Source organism: Methanomassiliicoccus luminyensis B10, from assembly GCF_000308215.1.
Lineage (GTDB): Archaea > Thermoplasmatota > Thermoplasmata > Methanomassiliicoccales > Methanomassiliicoccaceae > Methanomassiliicoccus > Methanomassiliicoccus luminyensis.
In genome coordinates this window covers 101,449-118,059 of record NZ_CAJE01000015.1, presented here as the reverse complement: position 1 = coordinate 118,059, position 16,611 = coordinate 101,449, and the positions used below count along the sequence as shown (strand labels likewise).

Annotated in this window: 16 protein-coding genes; 7 read left to right on the top strand and 9 right to left on the bottom strand. The window is 58.5% G+C overall.

Annotated features, from left to right (window positions below):
• Positions 1 to 139 precede the first annotated feature (139 nt).
• Entirely contained in the window at positions 140 to 937 is a 798-nt protein-coding gene (rsmA, locus tag WYS_RS09615; RefSeq protein ID WP_019177958.1) for a 16S rRNA (adenine(1518)-N(6)/adenine(1519)-N(6))-dimethyltransferase RsmA, read from the bottom strand.
• Positions 938 to 1,049: 112 nt separating this feature from the next.
• Here rsmA and WYS_RS09610 point away from each other — a divergent pair, with 112 nt between their 5' ends.
• Together WYS_RS09610 and WYS_RS09605 are read left to right on the top strand one after the other, a co-directional pair.
• On the top strand, positions 1,050 to 1,979 hold the full coding sequence (locus WYS_RS09610) for a helix-turn-helix domain-containing protein (RefSeq protein ID WP_019177957.1): 930 nt from the start codon (positions 1,050 to 1,052) through the stop codon (positions 1,977 to 1,979).
• Positions 1,980 to 2,039: 60 nt separating this feature from the next.
• Positions 2,040 to 2,825: a hypothetical protein gene (locus tag WYS_RS09605; RefSeq protein ID WP_026068992.1), complete on the top strand. Its 786-nt coding sequence runs from the start codon at positions 2,040 to 2,042 to the stop codon at positions 2,823 to 2,825.
• A gap of 30 nt (positions 2,826 to 2,855) precedes the next feature.
• On the opposite strand, the gene WYS_RS09600 is transcribed toward WYS_RS09605, so the two are convergent.
• From WYS_RS09600 to WYS_RS09580, 5 genes are all read right to left on the bottom strand, one after another.
• A complete protein-coding gene (locus WYS_RS09600; RefSeq protein WP_019177956.1) occupies positions 2,856 to 3,404 on the bottom strand; it encodes a DUF655 domain-containing protein in 549 nt (182 codons plus the stop codon).
• 31 nt (positions 3,405 to 3,435) lie between these two features.
• Positions 3,436 to 3,756, bottom strand: a complete 321-nt coding sequence (locus tag WYS_RS09595; protein ID WP_019177955.1) for an RNA polymerase Rpb4 family protein — start codon at positions 3,754 to 3,756, stop codon at positions 3,436 to 3,438.
• A gap of 10 nt (positions 3,757 to 3,766) precedes the next feature.
• On the bottom strand, positions 3,767 to 4,060 hold the full coding sequence (locus WYS_RS09590; RefSeq protein WP_019177954.1) for a 50S ribosomal protein L21e: 294 nt from the start codon (positions 4,058 to 4,060) through the stop codon (positions 3,767 to 3,769).
• Positions 4,061 to 4,063: 3 nt separating this feature from the next.
• A complete protein-coding gene (locus WYS_RS09585) occupies positions 4,064 to 5,305 on the bottom strand; it encodes a tRNA pseudouridine(54/55) synthase Pus10 (RefSeq protein WP_019177953.1) in 1,242 nt (413 codons plus the stop codon).
• A gap of 225 nt (positions 5,306 to 5,530) precedes the next feature.
• On the bottom strand, positions 5,531 to 5,767 hold the full coding sequence (locus WYS_RS09580) for a hypothetical protein (protein WP_019177952.1): 237 nt from the start codon (positions 5,765 to 5,767) through the stop codon (positions 5,531 to 5,533).
• 418 nt (positions 5,768 to 6,185) lie between these two features.
• Between WYS_RS09580 and WYS_RS09575 the strand changes: the two genes are divergently transcribed.
• From WYS_RS09575 to WYS_RS09555, 5 genes are all read left to right on the top strand, one after another.
• The gene (locus WYS_RS09575; RefSeq protein ID WP_049796323.1) at positions 6,186 to 8,309 is read left to right on the top strand and encodes a metal ABC transporter solute-binding protein, Zn/Mn family; all 2,124 of its coding nucleotides are present in this window, start codon (positions 6,186 to 6,188) and stop codon (positions 8,307 to 8,309) included.
• 249 nt (positions 8,310 to 8,558) lie between these two features.
• Complete coding sequence (locus WYS_RS14950; RefSeq protein ID WP_019177950.1) at positions 8,559 to 11,003, top strand: leucine-rich repeat protein; 2,445 nt, start codon at positions 8,559 to 8,561, stop codon at positions 11,001 to 11,003.
• Positions 11,000 to 13,105, top strand: a complete 2,106-nt coding sequence (locus WYS_RS09565; RefSeq protein WP_236993856.1) for a metal ABC transporter solute-binding protein, Zn/Mn family — start codon at positions 11,000 to 11,002, stop codon at positions 13,103 to 13,105. The genes WYS_RS14950 and WYS_RS09565 overlap by 4 nt, the downstream gene beginning before the upstream one ends.
• Positions 13,106 to 13,130: 25 nt before the next feature.
• The gene (locus tag WYS_RS09560) at positions 13,131 to 13,922 is read left to right on the top strand and encodes a metal ABC transporter ATP-binding protein (protein ID WP_147654319.1); all 792 of its coding nucleotides are present in this window, start codon (positions 13,131 to 13,133) and stop codon (positions 13,920 to 13,922) included.
• Positions 13,912 to 14,787, top strand: a complete 876-nt coding sequence (locus WYS_RS09555; RefSeq protein WP_019177947.1) for a metal ABC transporter permease — start codon at positions 13,912 to 13,914, stop codon at positions 14,785 to 14,787. The genes WYS_RS09560 and WYS_RS09555 overlap by 11 nt, the downstream gene beginning before the upstream one ends.
• Position 14,788: 1 nt before the next feature.
• Here the strand turns inward: WYS_RS09555 and WYS_RS09550 are convergent, their stop codons facing one another.
• From WYS_RS09550 to eif1A, 3 genes are read right to left on the bottom strand one after another with little or no spacing between them, the layout of a single operon-like run.
• On the bottom strand, positions 14,789 to 15,328 hold the full coding sequence (locus tag WYS_RS09550; protein WP_026068991.1) for a KH domain-containing protein: 540 nt from the start codon (positions 15,326 to 15,328) through the stop codon (positions 14,789 to 14,791).
• A complete protein-coding gene (locus tag WYS_RS09545) occupies positions 15,325 to 16,101 on the bottom strand; it encodes a serine protein kinase RIO (RefSeq protein ID WP_019177945.1) in 777 nt (258 codons plus the stop codon). The genes WYS_RS09550 and WYS_RS09545 overlap by 4 nt, the downstream gene beginning before the upstream one ends.
• Before the next feature lie 5 nt (positions 16,102 to 16,106).
• Entirely contained in the window at positions 16,107 to 16,433 is a 327-nt protein-coding gene (eif1A, locus tag WYS_RS09540) for a translation initiation factor eIF-1A (protein WP_019177944.1), read from the bottom strand.
• Positions 16,434 to 16,611: the final 178 nt, after the last annotated feature.

Sequence of the window (16,611 nt, the reverse complement as noted above, 5' to 3'; positions counted from 1 at the left end):
CCGCCATTTCTCCCATCCGTCACATAATCCGGGTGCAGGTTCTTAGAGCTGGCCTAATTACAACCGGTACGGAACATGCGGGACAATATTGTCAGTACAGGCATTGGCCTCTCCTGTGGTCTGCCCCGTACCGGCCGGGTCACTTTTTCCGCACATCGTGCACGGCGTCGGCCAGCTCTCCGATCTGCTGCGGGGCCAGGGCCTCCACTCTCAGGTCGACGTAAGGGAGCGAGGCCTTCTGCTCCGCATCGACCATCCCGATCATCTTGAGGATGGTGCCTATCTTTTTGCGCCGGTGCTGGAACAGCGAGTCCACCAGGCTGAGGAACAGCTTCTCGCTCTTCACCGCGAACGGGGCCGGACGCGGCACGATCTCGACCACCGCGGAGTCGACCTTAGGAGCTGGCCAGAAGCGGGACGCGGGCACGCGCTCGAGGATGCGGCAGTCCGCCCGGTAGAACACGTTCACGGTGAGGCGGGAATAGTCGTCGGTACCCGGCCTGGCCACCATGCGGTCGGCGAACTCCTTCTGGAGCATTACCACGGCTTTGTCGAACCTGTAGTCGAGGAGCTTGAAGATGATCGGCGAGGAGATGGAGTAGGGGAGGTTGGAGACCATCTGGTCGAACGGAGGGAAGTCGACCTCCAGCGCATCGGCCTCCACCAGCTCGACGTTCTCCGGAAGCGTGCCTCTGAGGTACTCGGCCAGCTTGCGGTCGGCCTCTATGGCCACGACCTTTTTCGCCTTGGAGGCGAGGCGATGTGTCAGGACCCCCAATCCCGGGCCGACCTCCAGGACGATGTCGTCCTTGCCGATCCCGGCGAACTCCACCTGCCGGTCGGCCACGCGGTCATCGGTGAGGAAGTTCTGCCCCTTGCCCTTGGTGGGCGTCACGCCCAGCTTCGCCAGCGTCTCCACGATCTCGGAGGGGTTCATTCTCAGCCTCGACCACACCGGTTGGACGGAGATATTATTATCGGTTTCTTTTGGAGAAGGTTAATGAGATGAAATCGACAATTCTTTATATGGTTTTGTCGATTACATCTCGATGCGTTCGTTCACCAGCAATGAGCTGCGAGTCTTTCGTTCAATCTGCCAAGGTGACGATACTGTAAAGAAGATCAGCAAATCGACCGGCCTGTCATTGAAGCCCGTCTATAATCTCCTGGGTGAGTTGGCGGACAAGGGCATCGTTAACATCACGGCAGGCAAGCCCCGAAGGTTCAAACCTGGGGGCGATTTACATGCTTCTGCGCTGAGGCGGTTCCTGATCGAGGATGAACATCCGATCGATTCCATCGTCGGTTCAAAATTTCTCATTCTTCTTTCCATCACTCATCATGGCAAGACTGAAAAGAAGATAGCAGAGGAGACTGGGCTCAAGCCATCTTCCGTCCGTCGGCTGATACTTCAGCTGCAATATTATGGCCTGGTCGACAAACATGGAAATGAGACATTGCTCTCCCCGTCGGCTAGGTCAATGAATGCCCTGTTGAGTGATTTCTCGGCAGGTTACGCCTCCATGATGGTGCGGCAAAAATCCAAAGACGGCATATTGCTCTGGGATGATGGCCTGCATTTCCTCTTCTCTGCGACAGAGCTCAACGATCCCTCTGGAGTGATGGTGACAGGCATCTCGGCTATGGCAGCGTATGGGATCGATTTCTTCACGCCGAAAGAATACTACTATTTTACATATGGAGCTAAAAATGGAGCTAAAAAGTTGGATGCAGTAGACATCGCGTTGCACGCGATGTTGGTCGATCCGACCAGCCCTCGTGCCATTGGTGATGCGATGTTGCTCTTGAAGAAAAAAGGCATAAAGAAGGAATTGCTGCTCCGCGAAGCCGAGTGTGTAGGCCTGAAGAAAAGAGCCCTGCAGATCGTTGATTTTTTCGAGGGCAAAGATATCGACGACCCCACATTTCCCAGTCAGGCTGACGTTGAATCACTGTTCATGCAGTATGGGGTGGCATGATGGTCCCTCCGCTCTCGAGAGGGCTCACGTCCTGGAACTGTTCAGGAAGGCGGGAAGGCTATGCTCCACCAACTTATCAGTGTATATGATCGGAGGCGGTGCGATGCCATCAGGAACGAAAAGCGCACCACAAAGGACGTAGACCTGATTCTCCCGAGCCAGTCTCAAGCTGCTGAGATCACTTTAGCCTTCAGCAGCCTAGGCATGAATGTGAACCTACGCCCGGTTCCTGAAGTTAAAATCACTCAAAAGGAGACCGTCGTCAGCAATGCTGACATATTCGTCGGCAAAATATGTAATGGGCTCCGATTCTCGGACGGGATGAGAGACCGAGCGGAGCTTTTTGAGAAAATGGGCAATATCGATCTCTACCTTCTCTCCAGGGAGGACATATTTTTGCTGAAAAGCGTGACCGATCGCTCAAGGGACATAGATGAGATGGCGATCCTCTACCGGAAGGGCTTAAAAAAGACCATACTGTTCGAAGAATGTGCGAACCAGAATCTGCTGGATGATCCGCCGTATGCTCGCATCTGGGAAGGGTTCTTACTCGAAAGGATGAAGGAATTGACGGAGCGGTACGGCTTCAGAGTACCATGGATCCAAGAATTGGAAGATATCGCGGAGATGAAGGTCGGAGCGGCCATCGTTTTAAACAAGGTTCGTGACAGCACTGCATATATAGGTGCGATTGAACAAGGGACTGGTATCTCTGAAGATGAGCTAGAGAGATATGTCGCTCATTTGGAAGGGGAAGGCCTGATCTCTGTCGACAGAGGCAGACATCCTCACGTGCTTTCCCTTATGCCGAGCAAAAGGAAAAATCTCACGCCATGTGGAAAATGAACGAATCTCGTTCTGTCCCTGAGTTCTATATCATCTCGACACGAAGATGCGGTACTTCTGCGTGGGGTCGGAGAACTCGTCCTCGATCCTCTTGGCAATGAGCTTGTCGGGGTGCTTCAGAGCGGGGACCCTCTTGGTGATGTCCTCGTAGCTGGTGAACGCCCCTTTCTTCCGCTCCTCGATGATGGCCCACATGGTCTTCTTCCCCAGCCCGGGGATGAGCTCGAGCATGTGGAAGCGGGTGGTGATGGCCTGGGCCTCGTTGAAGAACTTGACGAAGCGGGCCTCCTGCGACCTCACAATGTCCTGTACGATGAACGGCAGTTCGGCCTGGGCGGCGGCGGTCAGCTCCTCGTACCCGACGCGCCTCTTGACATGTATGATCTTGTCGCGGAGGTTGGGCTCCTTGCCGATATAGACCTTGTCCCCGATGGTGATGATGGCGTCCTGCTTGGGGATGAGCTCGAAAAGCTTGAACTCGCTCTCCCCGATAGCATACGCTAGCGGCTCTCTCTTGAAGCTTTTGTCCGTCGAGAGTCCCTGGGGCAAATAATCTAATATCAGCGCGTAGTCCTCCATGTCAATCCCGTCAAGTGGTTTTATTGGTTCTTCACTGATACTTCTGCACGGTAGATAGTATCTGCTCGATATACTTCTTCTCCAATACCATTCTTTCCTTGGAGAAGAGCACCCGAACATCGTCGGCATGGGTCGGCATGAGGTCCACGATCTTCACCGAGAGGGCCTCGGAGATGAACCCTAGCTTCTGCAGCTCGGCCTGGAGCTTCCGCGCATCCTCCAGGCTCAGTCTGGCGACCTTCTGGGCATGGTCCTGGGCCAGCCTCTGGTCGGGGCTGAGCTCCCTGCTCTCACCGGCCTCGTCCAGGATATGCTTTACCTCGGACAGGCTCACGTAGCGCTCCTCGGGCATGGCGCTTGCCTCACTGTGCCTTTATAAGGTGCTCGGGGCGGGCGACAACGGTCTTCAGCTTGTTCCCGTCCTTCAGCTCCACCACGAAGGCGCGGCCCTGCTGGCCAGTAACGACGCCCGTCTTCCCCTGGAAACGCATGTGGGGCGTTCCATAGTGCACCGAAGGGTCGATAACGACGCTGACCTTCTGTCCCACGTCGAAGTTCCTGAACTCGTGAGTAATGGGGGTCATCCCCTTGGTGCGGGGGGTCTTGCTAAATATTTGCCTGGTCTTGCGCCTGAGGCCTCTGGAAGCTTTTACCATGTTTCATCCCTCGTTAGCGTTATCGATTATTTGTACGACGTCAAGGGCCGTCACTTCGCAGGCCACGCCGATCTCCCCGGAGAGGCTGGGTTTGGTTCTGCCGTCGTCCCCGCTCACGAACTCCTTGACATATGTCCCGGACTCCGTGCGAAGCTGCAGGACGAGGCGCTCATCGCTGAACTCCAATAGCTGGAGGTCGTGGATGCCCCGCTCTCTGGCAAGGTCGGCCCGCCGATGGGCGACCCTCGTTGGCGTCTGCTGAATGATACGCGCTTGCCTTAACGACTGGACTACCTCATTAACTTTGTCCTTATTAACTTTACCCCGGGTCCGGATCTCCGCCACATACACCTTGTCGGGGGTGGCGGCCTTGATCTGGCGCACCTCTTCCCGGGTCGATTTGCGAAGCCCTGAGAAGTCGGCGAGCCCCCTCCCCGACTCGTTCGCTAGCTCCTCGATCCTCCGCAGGTCTAGCGCGCGCTTCTTCGGCTCGGAGATCTCGATCACGAAGGGGCGGCCGGTGCCGAGCATGCGGGCGTCGATGTCCTCCCGCCCCATGCCGTGGAAGAAGTGGTCAGCGCCCTCGGCCTCCCGCCTCATGACGTCGCCGAGTATCTCCTGCACGCTCACCTGGTACATCTTGCCGGTGTCGCCGCAGCGCTTGCACCCCTTGCCCTGGCACATCCGGCAGGGCCATCTGGTCTGAGGTATCTCCCTCGAATACTTGCGGTAGCGGCCGTAGAAGAAGATGGGAGCGATGTCCAGATCCACGTGCCCGAAGCGGGTGTCGATCAGGGCCACCACGTCGGGGCTCTTGAACTCCACCTCCTTCTGCACCGCTGCCTCCACGATCTTCCCGATCTCCCGGTTCAGCTCAGCCTTGATCGGTTCGGCCTTGTCGCCCCCCACCTCAGCCCACAGCTGCTCCTCGCGGTCCTGCACCGCCGGGTCGACCTTGGTGCCGATGAGGAAAGTATCGTACTCCACGGCCCCCAGCTTCTCGATGGCTGCCTCGGCGAACCGGGGCAGGCTGTCGAACATGTCATCGCACAGCCAGCACATCTCGTGTTCTGGCGCCCCCTCGCTCCTGGCGGAGCGCTCCAGCGTCACGGCCACTCTCATGCTCCGTCCGCGTTCCTGGTTCGTGGTCCCGGTCTCGATGTGCGCGAAAAGACGGCCCAGGCAATGGTCGCACAGGTCATGCGCCTTCAAAGCCTCGTCCGCGCGGGCGACGATATTGTTCATCGGTTCACCATGCGGACCGGGGGATGCCCCGGTCCGTGTGCGGCCTATGGTCAAGAGGTATTTGTCACTTGCTCCCCTGGCGGTACATGCGGCCCCGCAAGCGCTGGTGCCTCGGGCCAGGAGTCTGTCACAGTTCACCCGCCATGAACCGAGGAATGGCGCGGACGGTGGCGGGTGCTCTTCGTTCGCTCTAAAAATGGCCTCAGCCAGTATCGTACCGCTCGCTTACCCCATCACCATGTATGCGACGTTAAGGACGAACACTGTCAGCAGTGGGATGATCGCCAGGTCCATCGCCTTCTCCACCTTGGGGGAATGCAGGACCGATGAGGATATGAGTTCTTTGGAGGAGAGCAGCAGGATGAGTGAGAGAGATACCAACGCGCCTCCTGTACCCAGTCCAATGTCGCATTCCATTGCTATGGTGCTGGTGGCAGCGAAGGTCGTGAACAGAGAGATCATTAGGGGTCGCGCTCGGTTCTATTCTTTCATCCGATTTTAATATTATCTTCATGAAATTAAAAATGATAATAGCATAAAAATCTATTTATATAGATTGACGCCGAGGCCCGGTGCGCGCAACATCTGGCGACTTATCATTTCTGGAACGGTCCCGTTCTTCGCGGACTGAATGCCTGGCCATCCACGGCCTGCATCGGACCCGCTCGCTCTCACCATGTTGCCGCCTCATCGCCGGAAGGCTGCGCAGCGATGCTCTCCCGGCTTGGCCTCACCGGGCGGCTCAAGGCATGTGCGCAGCTCAATGACCCACAGTGCCCTGAGGTCCAATTAATGTTAATAAAACAAAGATTGTTAACATCATAATATTAATAGTTACAATGATATCTAATAATGTTTATCCGTTCTAATCGGCAATTATATGACATCGAAGAAACAGATGATCTTCGCAGTAGCGATCGTGGCCATTTTGGTCACGGCGGGCGCCGCGGCCTTGCTCCTCTCGACCGGAGGCAAGGGCGATTCGGACAAAGTGAACGTGGTAGCCAGCTTCTACCCCTTGGCCTACATGGCCAAGACCATAGGCGGAGACAAGGTATCTGTCTCTACGCTGATTCCCGAGAACACCGAGGTGCATTCATGGTCACCCTCGGCGGCGGACATACTGGCCGCTGACAAAGCCGACCTTTTCATATACAACGGGGCGAGCCTTGACATGTGGGTGGAGAACCAGCTCCTGCCGGCCATCGATACCAGCGACACGACCGTGGTAAAGACCACCGCGGGCATGGTCCTGCACGAGGGCTCCGGCGAGGATGCCGTGGAGGATACGCGTTTCTTCGTGTTCGACAACGACAAGCAGCAGCTCCTGGTCTACGACTCCCACGATGGGGCCATGGTGCTGTCCCAGACCTTCCCCTTCGGGTTGAACATGACGGCGACCTATTCGGGTTATTTCGACCCGGCCATCGAGGCCACCAACTCCGCGGGGTACAAGCTGCTGTTCATACCGAACCTCAATAACGTCACCGTTCTGAACACCGGCCTCCATGGGGATCATTTCCACGATGCGGAGGTGGTCACAGTGATAGACGTGGGCAAGCCCCTGCACGCTCACGTGTCCGAGGACGGGCAGTACGTGGCCTTCGCCCTGGACAACGACAACGGGGTTCTGATAATACCCGTCAACGCGCCCGCAGAATACAAGGTCGTCCTGGACCCCGCCGGTTCATCCTCTACCAACCACGCCACCGTGGTCTTCGACGATGACAACCTGGTATATTATGCGGACATGAGGGAGACCGGGAACAATCCCGAGAACCTCATGATCGTAGATGCGGAAACCGGGGAGATCGTGCTTTCCGGCGGGTACGCCGGGAACGCCCCCCATGGGGGACAGTACTCCTCGGTGACCGGCAAGGTGTACCTGGACTGCGCCGACGGCCTGGCCGTAGTGGGTCCCGACGGGTACGAGAAGACCATCCCGTATGGGCATGATGGGGGCCGCCTCTCCCGGTCCTGGATCAGCGAGAACGGGACCTGGGTCATATCCTATGTGGGAGATACCGGCCGGGGGCTGGCCTATGCCTCCATCGTCGCCTATGACATTGTCAACGAGTCCCTGGTCGCGGAGATAGATGTAGAAGTACAGCAGAAGGCCAACCACGGCTGGCCCGCCTCAATCCTGCTGGAGGACGGCCGCACTGTGGCCATCTCAGACCCCGCGACCGGCAAGGTGCTGCTGATCGACGTAGCCACCGGTACTGTTGATGAGATCGACCTCGAGGCGGAAGCGCCTCTGATGATGAGGCTGGTCCAGGATGTCGACAGCCACAATCTGTGGGTGGTGACCGGTGACAACATGATGTACCTTATCGACCCGGAGCACGGGCACGTCGAGCTGGAGATGGAGGTCCCCGAACCCGAACTGGGCAGGAACATCGTGATGTCGGCCGTTTCCCCTACCGAAGGGGAAGGCCACTCTCATGACCATGACCATGACCATGAGGGGGTGTACGATCCCCACACCTGGATAAGTCCGTTCAACGCCCGGCAGCAAGCCAAGGCGATCTACGACGCCCTAGTGGCCGAGGACCCCGACAACGCTGATTACTACGCCGAGAGGTGGGAGGAGCTGGACCAGAAGCTCGCCGACCTTGACGAGAGGTACCAGAATGAGCTGGCGGAGACCTCGGCGGACGTGATCTTCGTCACCCACGAGGCCTATGGATATCTGGCGGACCGGTACGGCTTCGAGCAGGAGGGCGCCATAGGGATCTCTGCCGACGAGCAGCCCAGCGCTTCGGCCCTGGCCCATCTTGTCGAGGAGATGATGGAGCACGGGATCTACGTCGTCTACCTTGACCCCGTATACACGGACAGCTACGCCAACACCCTGAAGAACAACGTGGAAAGCCTGTCCGGACACAGCGTGCAGGTCCTGAAGCTCTACCTCATGACCGGTACCGTGGACGGCCTGGACTGCCTGGGGCAGATGGAGGCGAACCTGGAGAGCCTTAAAACGGGGCTAGGGGCGAGCGGATAAGCGCTATGCCCGAAGAGGGACGGTAGGCGGCCGTCCCACCAAGAAACCCTGGTCCGGGAGATCCTCGTGGTCGAGGGCCTCACCGGGCCCAACGGGGGAGTGGAGTCTAATATAACTAACCATGATGATAACGGTACATTATTAAAAATGTTAATTTATCATAGTTTATGTTAATAGTTATCTTAATAAAATCTAACATCATGCCCATAAAAAGGTTAGGTTATGGCCTCGAAAAAACACACATTGGCAATGGCCAGTATCGCGATCATATTACTGTTGTCCACGATCATAGGGCCCGTTCCCCTGGCCGGCACGGTGTCAGGCGCTGTGAGCGGCGACTACACTTACCAGCTGATCAACGGCGACACTGAGGTGGAGATTACCAAGTACAGCGGTACTGGTGAAGCTGTAATACCTGAGACGATTGAAGGGAAGAATGTCACCAGCATAGGGTATAGGGCGTTCTATCAGAACACCTTCGTGACCTCCATCATCATACCGAACAACGTCACCACCATCGGCGACCAGGCTTTCCGCGGTTGCACCGCCCTGGTCTCCGTGACCCTGCCGAACAACATTACCAGTATCGCCACCTATATGTTCTACGGGTGCTCCGTTTTGAGCTCGGTGACCATCGGCAACAAAGTTAGCACCATCGGCAACTATGCGTTCTTTGGCTGCACCGCCCTGACCTCCGTTACCATACCCAACAGCGTCACCAGCATCGACAACTATGCCTTCGCCGCTTGCTCCGCCCTGACCTCGGTGGTCATACCTGAGAGCGTAACCAGCATTGGCATCGGTCCGTTCCAGAGCTGTTCCGCCCTGACTGGGATCAACGTCGATGAGAGCAACGAGGATTACGCCAGCATCGACGGTGTTCTGTACAACAAGACCATACAACTGCTTGTTCAGTTTCCCGGAGGCAAGAGCGGTGACTTCACCATACCCAGCAGTGTTACTGCCATAAACGATCGTGCGTTCTCCTTATGCAAATCCCTGACCTCGGTGGCAATACCAGGTAGCGTTGTTACTATCGGAAGCTATGCCTTCAACAATTGCCAAAATTTGAAAGAGGTTACCATATCTAACGGTGTCAACACCATCGGCCTGCAAGCGTTCTTTGGCTGCTCCGCCCTGACCTCCGTTACCATACCCGGCAGCGTTACCAGTATCGGTCAGCAGGCGTTCGGCTCTTGCGCCGCCCTGAAATCGGTGATCATCGAAGACGGCGTTACCACTACCATCGGCCTGCAAGCGTTCTTTGGCTGCTCCGCCCTGACCTCCGTTACCATACCCAACAGCGTCACCAGCATCGGCAACAGTGCGTTCCAGAACTGTGTCGCCCTGACCTCCGTTACCATACCCAACAGCGTCACCAGCATCGGCAGCAGTGCCTTCTCCGGCTGCACCGACATGGTCACAGTGATCATAGAGGACGGCGTAACCGCCACCATCGGCAACTATGCCTTCTCTGGCTCCAAGGCCCTGACCACATTGACCATACCCGGCAGTGTCACCACCATAGGCAATGGTGCCTTCTCCGGCAGCTCCAACCTGAAATCAGTGGTCATCGAAGACGGCGTCACCGCCATCGGAGGCAATATGTTCCAGGGCTGCGTCAACCTGACCTCCGTTACCATACCCGGCAGCGTTACCAGTATCGGCAACAGTGCGTTCCAGAACTGTGTCGCCCTGACCTCCGTTACCATGCCCGGCAGTGTAACCACCATCGGAAACTATGCCTTCAGGTATTGCGCCCTGACCTCCGTTACCATACCCGGCAGCGTTACCAGTATCGGTCAGCAGGCGTTCGGCTCTTGCGCCGCCCTGACTGCGATCAATGTCGACGAGAGCAACGAGAACTATGCCAGCGTCAATGGCATACTGTACAGCAAGGACCTTAAAACATTAATACAGTGCCCGGCGGGCAAGAGCGGCGAGCTCATCGTATCCGACAGCGTCACCACCATCGACTACGGGGCCTTTTCTGCTTGCGCCGCCCTGACATCCGTGACCATCGGCAGCAACGTTACTGCCATCGGCAACGTTGCATTTTCTTCCTGTACCGACCTGACCTTAGTGGTTATCGGCAGCAACGTTACCGCCATCGGCAACAGTGCGTTCTACGGCTGCGTCAACCTGACCACAATGGTATTCCACGGCAACGCGCCCTCGGTCGGAAGCAGTTGGACAACAGGTGCCGACAACTTGGTGATATACTACCACAAAGGCGCGACCGGCTTCATCACTCCGATATGGAGCGATAACTACTGCTACCCCCTGAGCTATATCAACGGGACCGTGCTAGACGCTGATGGCATTGCGATCAGCGGCGCCACCGTGACGCTACCGGACGGGGTGTCCGTTCTCAGCGGACCAGACGGCAACTACACCATCGACGGCGTCCTTCCTGGTACGTACAACATCACCATCGAGAAGGAGGGGTACGTTAGCATCATTCATGAAGTTGAGGTGGAACAGGCTGAAGATGCGGTGGTGGAGCCGCTGAGCATGTCCCTGGTCCCCGCCGATCCAGATCCCATCGACCCTGACCCCAGCGATCCCGACCCCCAGACGAACCCCAAGAATGACGATGGGCTGGACATCACGCTCATCGCCGGAGCCGTGGCGGCGATCGCCGCGGTAATTGTGGCGGCGGTGCTGTTGGTGCGCAGGAGGTCTGGACCGTGATCTCGAAAAACCAGAAGATTTTCGCGATTGGCATAGTGGCTATATTGGCAATGTCAGGCATCGCGGCCCTCGTCCTTTCACCCGGAGGCGTTTCACCGGGGGACGAGAACGATGCGGACAAGCTGAAAGTAGTGACCGCGTTCTATCCCTTGAGGTACATGGTCGAGACCATCGGAGGGGACAAGGTCGAGGTCAGCTCACTGCTCCCCGATGGCACCGAGGGGCACGACTGGTCCCCGACGACCAGTGACATACTGAAGGCCGGCAAAGCGGACCTGTTCATATATAACGGCGCGGGCATGGACGATCCGTGGGTGGAGAACCAGGTCCTCCCGGCCATCGATACCGACAAGGTCACCGTGGTGAAGTCCGCCGAGGCGGTGGCCCTTTCCGAGAGCACCGTCAAGGGCACCAGGTTCTTCGTGTTCGACAACGACAACGACCAAACGCTGGTGTATGATTCATCCGACGCGAAGGTGGCCCTGGGCACGACCTTCGAATTCGATCTGGATGTCTTCGCGGCCTATTCGGGCTACTACGACCGGGCCGTCGAGGCCCTCAACTCCGCGCACTACAACCTGCTGTTCATACCGGGAGCCGACAGCGTCACCGTGATGAACACGGGCGCTCACGGGGACCATTATCACGCGCCCTCTATATCCGCGACCATCCCCGCTGGCAAGCCCATGCATGCCGCCGTATCGATCGACAATAAGTATGTGGCCTTCGCGCTGGACGGTGAAAACGCTGTCCTGGTGATCGATGTCAACGCGCCCGCCAGCTACTACAAGGTTGCGGACACCGCCGGCTCCTCCACCACCAACCACGCTACCGTGGTCTTCGACCAGAACAGCCTGGTGTACTACGCGGACATGAGCGAGATCGGGGACAACCAGAAGAACCTCATGATAATCAACGCGAAGACCGGCAGCAAGGTCCTTTCCGGCGGCTATGCCGGCAACGCTCCCGAAGGAGGCGTATATTCCTCCGCTACCGGGAAGGTCTACTTTACCTGCGCCGACGGCCTGTCCGTGGTGACCTCGAGCGGGTACATGAAGACCATACCATACGCGCATGAGGGGGACCGCCTCTCCAGGTCTTGGATAAGCGATAACGGGACCTGGCTGATATCCTACGTCGGAAGCGCCTCTCAAGGCCTCGCCTACTCCTCCATCGTCGTGTACGACCTCGTCAATGAGACCCTGGTCGCCGAGATGCCGGTAGCAGTGGCGCAGACGGCCTCCCACGGTTGGCCCGCCTCCATGCTGCTGGATGACAGCCGCACCGTGGTCATCACCGATCCTGCGACCGGCAAGGTCATCTTGGTAGACGTCGTCGACGGCGCGGTCAGGGAGGTCGACCTCGAGGTCGAGGAACCCGTTTCCATGAGGCCGGTCGAGGACCTCAACCGCCACAACCTGTGGGTGGCGACCGGCGAGGGCAAGTTGTACCTGATAGATGTGAATGCCCTCAGGGTTGAGACGAGCATGGAAATGGAGTCCTCGCTCGGCAGGAACATCGTGCTGTCGATCACCTCCCTCGTCGCCGAGCAAGGCTCGAACGAACCCATGTACGATCCCCACACCTGGATCAGCCCCCACAACGCCCGGCAGCAGGCCTTGACGATCCTCAACGCCCTGGTGGCGGAGGACCCCGACAACGAGGACTACTACACCGAGAGGTGGGAGGAGTTTGACGAGAAGCTCGAGGACCTGGACCTGCGGTACAAGGCGGAACTGGAAGGAAAAACCGTGGACATGGTATTCGTCACCCATGAGGCCTACGGGTACCTGGCGGACCGGTACGGGTTCAATCAGAAAGGCATCATAGGAATATACGCGGAGGAGCAACCGAGCGTATCAACCTTGAAGGCCCTCGTCGCCAGCATGATCGAGCATGAGGTCTACGTAGTCTATTACGACCCCACGTGGACCGACAAGTGGGCGAAGACCATGAAGAGCAGCGTGGAAAGCCTGTCCGGCCACAGCGTCCAGATGCTGAAGCTGTACCTTCTGGTCGGCGACGTGGACGGACTAGACTTCCTGGAGCAGATGGAGGCGAACCTGGACAGTCTGAAGATAGGTCTGGGGGCGAGCGGATGAGCACGCATGAAGGGAGGGCGGCAACATGACCGCCATACCAGGAGTGGGGCCCGGAGCGGTCCTCGAGATCGAAGACCTGACCGTGGTCCGGGGAGGCGCGAAAGTGATCGATGAAGCTGACCTCTTGATAGAGAGGGGCGACTACGTCGGCCTGGTGGGGCCCAACGGAGGGGGCAAGACCACTCTCATCCGCGCAATACTGGGCTATCTGCCGAAGGAGGACGGGAGCATCCGCCTCTTCGGCAAGGACATCGAAGGGTTCGATGAGTGGCACCGGGTGGCCTACGTGCCCCAGGACGCCATCAACTTCGACCAGCAGTTCCCCCTGAGCGTCAGGGAGCTGGTCTCGCTGGGCCGGGTGCGCAGGTCCAACCTGTTCCGCCGGCTCAACAGGGACGACTGGGAGAAGGTCGACGAGGCCCTGGAGTTCATGGGCATCGCGGACCTGTCAGAAAGGAGGATCGGGCAGCTGTCCGGGGGGCAGAAGCAGCGGGCCTTCGTGGCCAAGGCCCTGGTCCTCGATCCGGAGCTCCTGATGCTCGACGAGCCGCTGTCCGGCATGGACGCGGGGACCCAGGAGAAGTTCTATGGGAAGCTGAGCGAGCTGAACCGGGAGAAGGGGACCACCATCATGGTGGTCTCTCATGACCTCACCGCGGTGTTCGACAGGATGACCCGGGTGGTCTGCGTCAACCGCCGCGTGCACGAGTCGGGTGTGGGGTCCGGGGAGGAGACCCTCCGCAAAGCCTATGGGGACCATTTCCGCTTCGTTTACCATCGCCCGGAGAGCGAGGAGGGGAGCACCGATGGCGTCTGAAGCGCTCCTCGGCGACCTCCAGATCCTCCTGGGCATGCCCTTCTTCCAGATGGCATTGATCGGCGGATGCCTGGCGACCTTCGTGTGCGCTACCATGGGCCTGTTCATAGTCCTGAGGAAGGAGTCCATGATCGGGGACAGCGCGGCGCACACTTCCTTCGGGGGCGTGGCCATCGGCCTGCTGCTGGGACTGGACCCCATCCTCTTCGCCCTGGTGCTCTCCACCCTGGCCATCCTGGGCATGTCCTATATGAAAAAGAAAGGCATCGCCCAGTCCGACGCAGCGATGGCGGTGATGCTGGCAACGGGCTTCGCGATCGGCCTGATCGCCATCGGCATATCCGGCGGCTTCAATGTCTCGGTGATGGACTATCTGTTCGGCTCCATACTCACCATATCCTCCGCCGACCTGACGCTGATGGCCCTGCTGAGCGTGGCAGTGCTCTCCGTGGTCATGCTGTTCTTCAAGGAGCTGGTGGCCATGACCTTCGACGAGCCATCGTCCCGCATGAACGGGATACCGGTGAGCTGGCTCTCGCTGACGTTCAACATCCTCATGGCCGTGACCGTGGTGCTGTCCATCAAGGTAGTGGGAATAATACTGGTGGTGGCGCTCCTGGTCATACCGGCCCTGGCGGCGCTGCAGCTCAACCTGTCGTTCCGCAAGACCCTCATGGCCAGCATGATCATCGGGGTAGGGAGCACGCTGTTCGGCATCATGCTGTCCGGCCTCATCGATCTGCCCGCCGCCGGGGTCATCGTGCTCGCCGACGTGTTCATGCTCCTCACCCTGGTGGCGTACCAGCGCTTGGGGCGCCCGTCGGGCTCCGGGTCAGGGCAGGGAGAGAAGGCTCGCACCGGTTAGTTCAGACGTCGAAGCCCATCTCGGCGATGCGCAGGGTGGCCCTCGACCTCTCCAGGTACCGGTACACCGTGGCGTGCTCGCTGCCGCGCAGGATCATCTCCACCGCGGTCTTGGCCACCGGCAGCTGGACGGAGTTGCCGATGAGCGAAACGGTGCTCCCGTAGATGGACATGTGCGCCCCCGTCAGATCCTCGATGATCCTCCTGGTCTTGCCGTTCGTCCCGATTAGCCGGGACCTTACCCTGGAGAGCTGGTCCGACTTCTTGCCGATGAAGTCACCCAGTTCTATGATCTCGAGGTACTCGTCGTCGTCCAGCAACCTGATGGCCCGCTGGGGGGAGAAGCCTCTCCCGATCGCTTTCACCAGGTCCATGGTCTTGAGCGCGGCCAGGGGGTCCTGGGGGTTCTCCTCGATGTTGACCTCGCCCTCGGTGTCTATCTGCAACTTGACGCCGGCGCGCCTCTCGATGAGATCCTTGGTCTCGCCATCAGTGCCAATGAGCGCGCCGACGCGCTCCTTTGGTATGCGCATGAGTCTCATTTTGGTGCCCCCGTCACGGTCTGGAAGACCTCTTCCTTGTCCATAATATCAACCTCAAGGCTCCTAAAGTATCGGTTAATGTTCTCTATATCGCGTTTGAGGAAGTCCTTGGCGTTGACGTGCTCCGTCAGCACCGCCTGGCCCACGTCGATGATGACCGGCTTCTTCCGGTAGTAAAGGATGTTGTACTCGCTGAGGTCGGCGTGCACCAGCTCCGCCTCCTGGTACGCCAGGCGCATGTACTCGATGACGGTCTCGTAGACAGCCTGCGGATCTTCCAGCACCACGTTCCTTAGGGTCGGGGCGGGCCCGTTCTTGGTGCCGATGTACTTCATCACCACCATGTTGCGGTGGAAGCGTATGGGCGTGGGCACGTTCACCCCCGCATCCTTCAGCCGCTGGAGGTTGCGGAACTCCTTGCTGGCCCAGGCCATGATGATCTTTCTCTTGGAGCCGGCGATGCCCCGGAACCGCTTGTCCCCCTCGATGTACCTGGAGATGCGGTTGAAGGTGGCGTTCGACGTCCTATATATTTTGAGGGCCACCAGCTTCCCGTCGTAGTCCTTGGCGGCGAACACGTTGCCTTCTTTGCCCGTGGACACGGGGTACTCGATGGTGTCCACGACGCCGTCGGTCATGAGCTTGTAAATGCCCAGAATGGTATCGCGGTCGAAGACCTCGTCCAGCGTCTTTCGCTCGTCCCCGGTCCGGGAGTTCTCCCGGAGGGCCATTATCTTATGTTCGAGCTGGGCGTAGGCTTCTTTCTCGGGCATAACGCTCAGAACACGTCGAGGTTCTTAGGAATGGCCCTGCGGCGGTGGAGATAGCTCGCCTGGGTCTTGGTGTAGCGGTACATGATGTCCGCCTTGTCGGCCTGGAACTCCCACGGTTTTACGATGAGCAGGTCGCCCTCCCTGATCCACATCCTCTTGCGGATCTTTCCCGGAATGCGGCCCATGCGGGAAGTGCCGTCCTCGCACATTACCTTGATGCGAGAAGCGCCCAAAAGCTGGTCCGCCACCCCAAACATCTCCCCCTCCTTGCGGTTGGGGAACGGGCACCGGGTAATCTCCTCATTTACTTCTTCGGAATCGTATGAGCTCAAGTGAAGCCTCCAGATGAACGATCGGCCGCAGACGTGTTACACGCCTGGCGCCATAGCTAGGTCGGACCGACAACCCATGACATAAACCCATCTATTATTCAAGGTTTCCGTTCGCGGCCCTGTTCCAGCAATCCCCGGAGCTGGAGGACGGTCCCGGCCGGGAGCCGCCGCCCCCGGA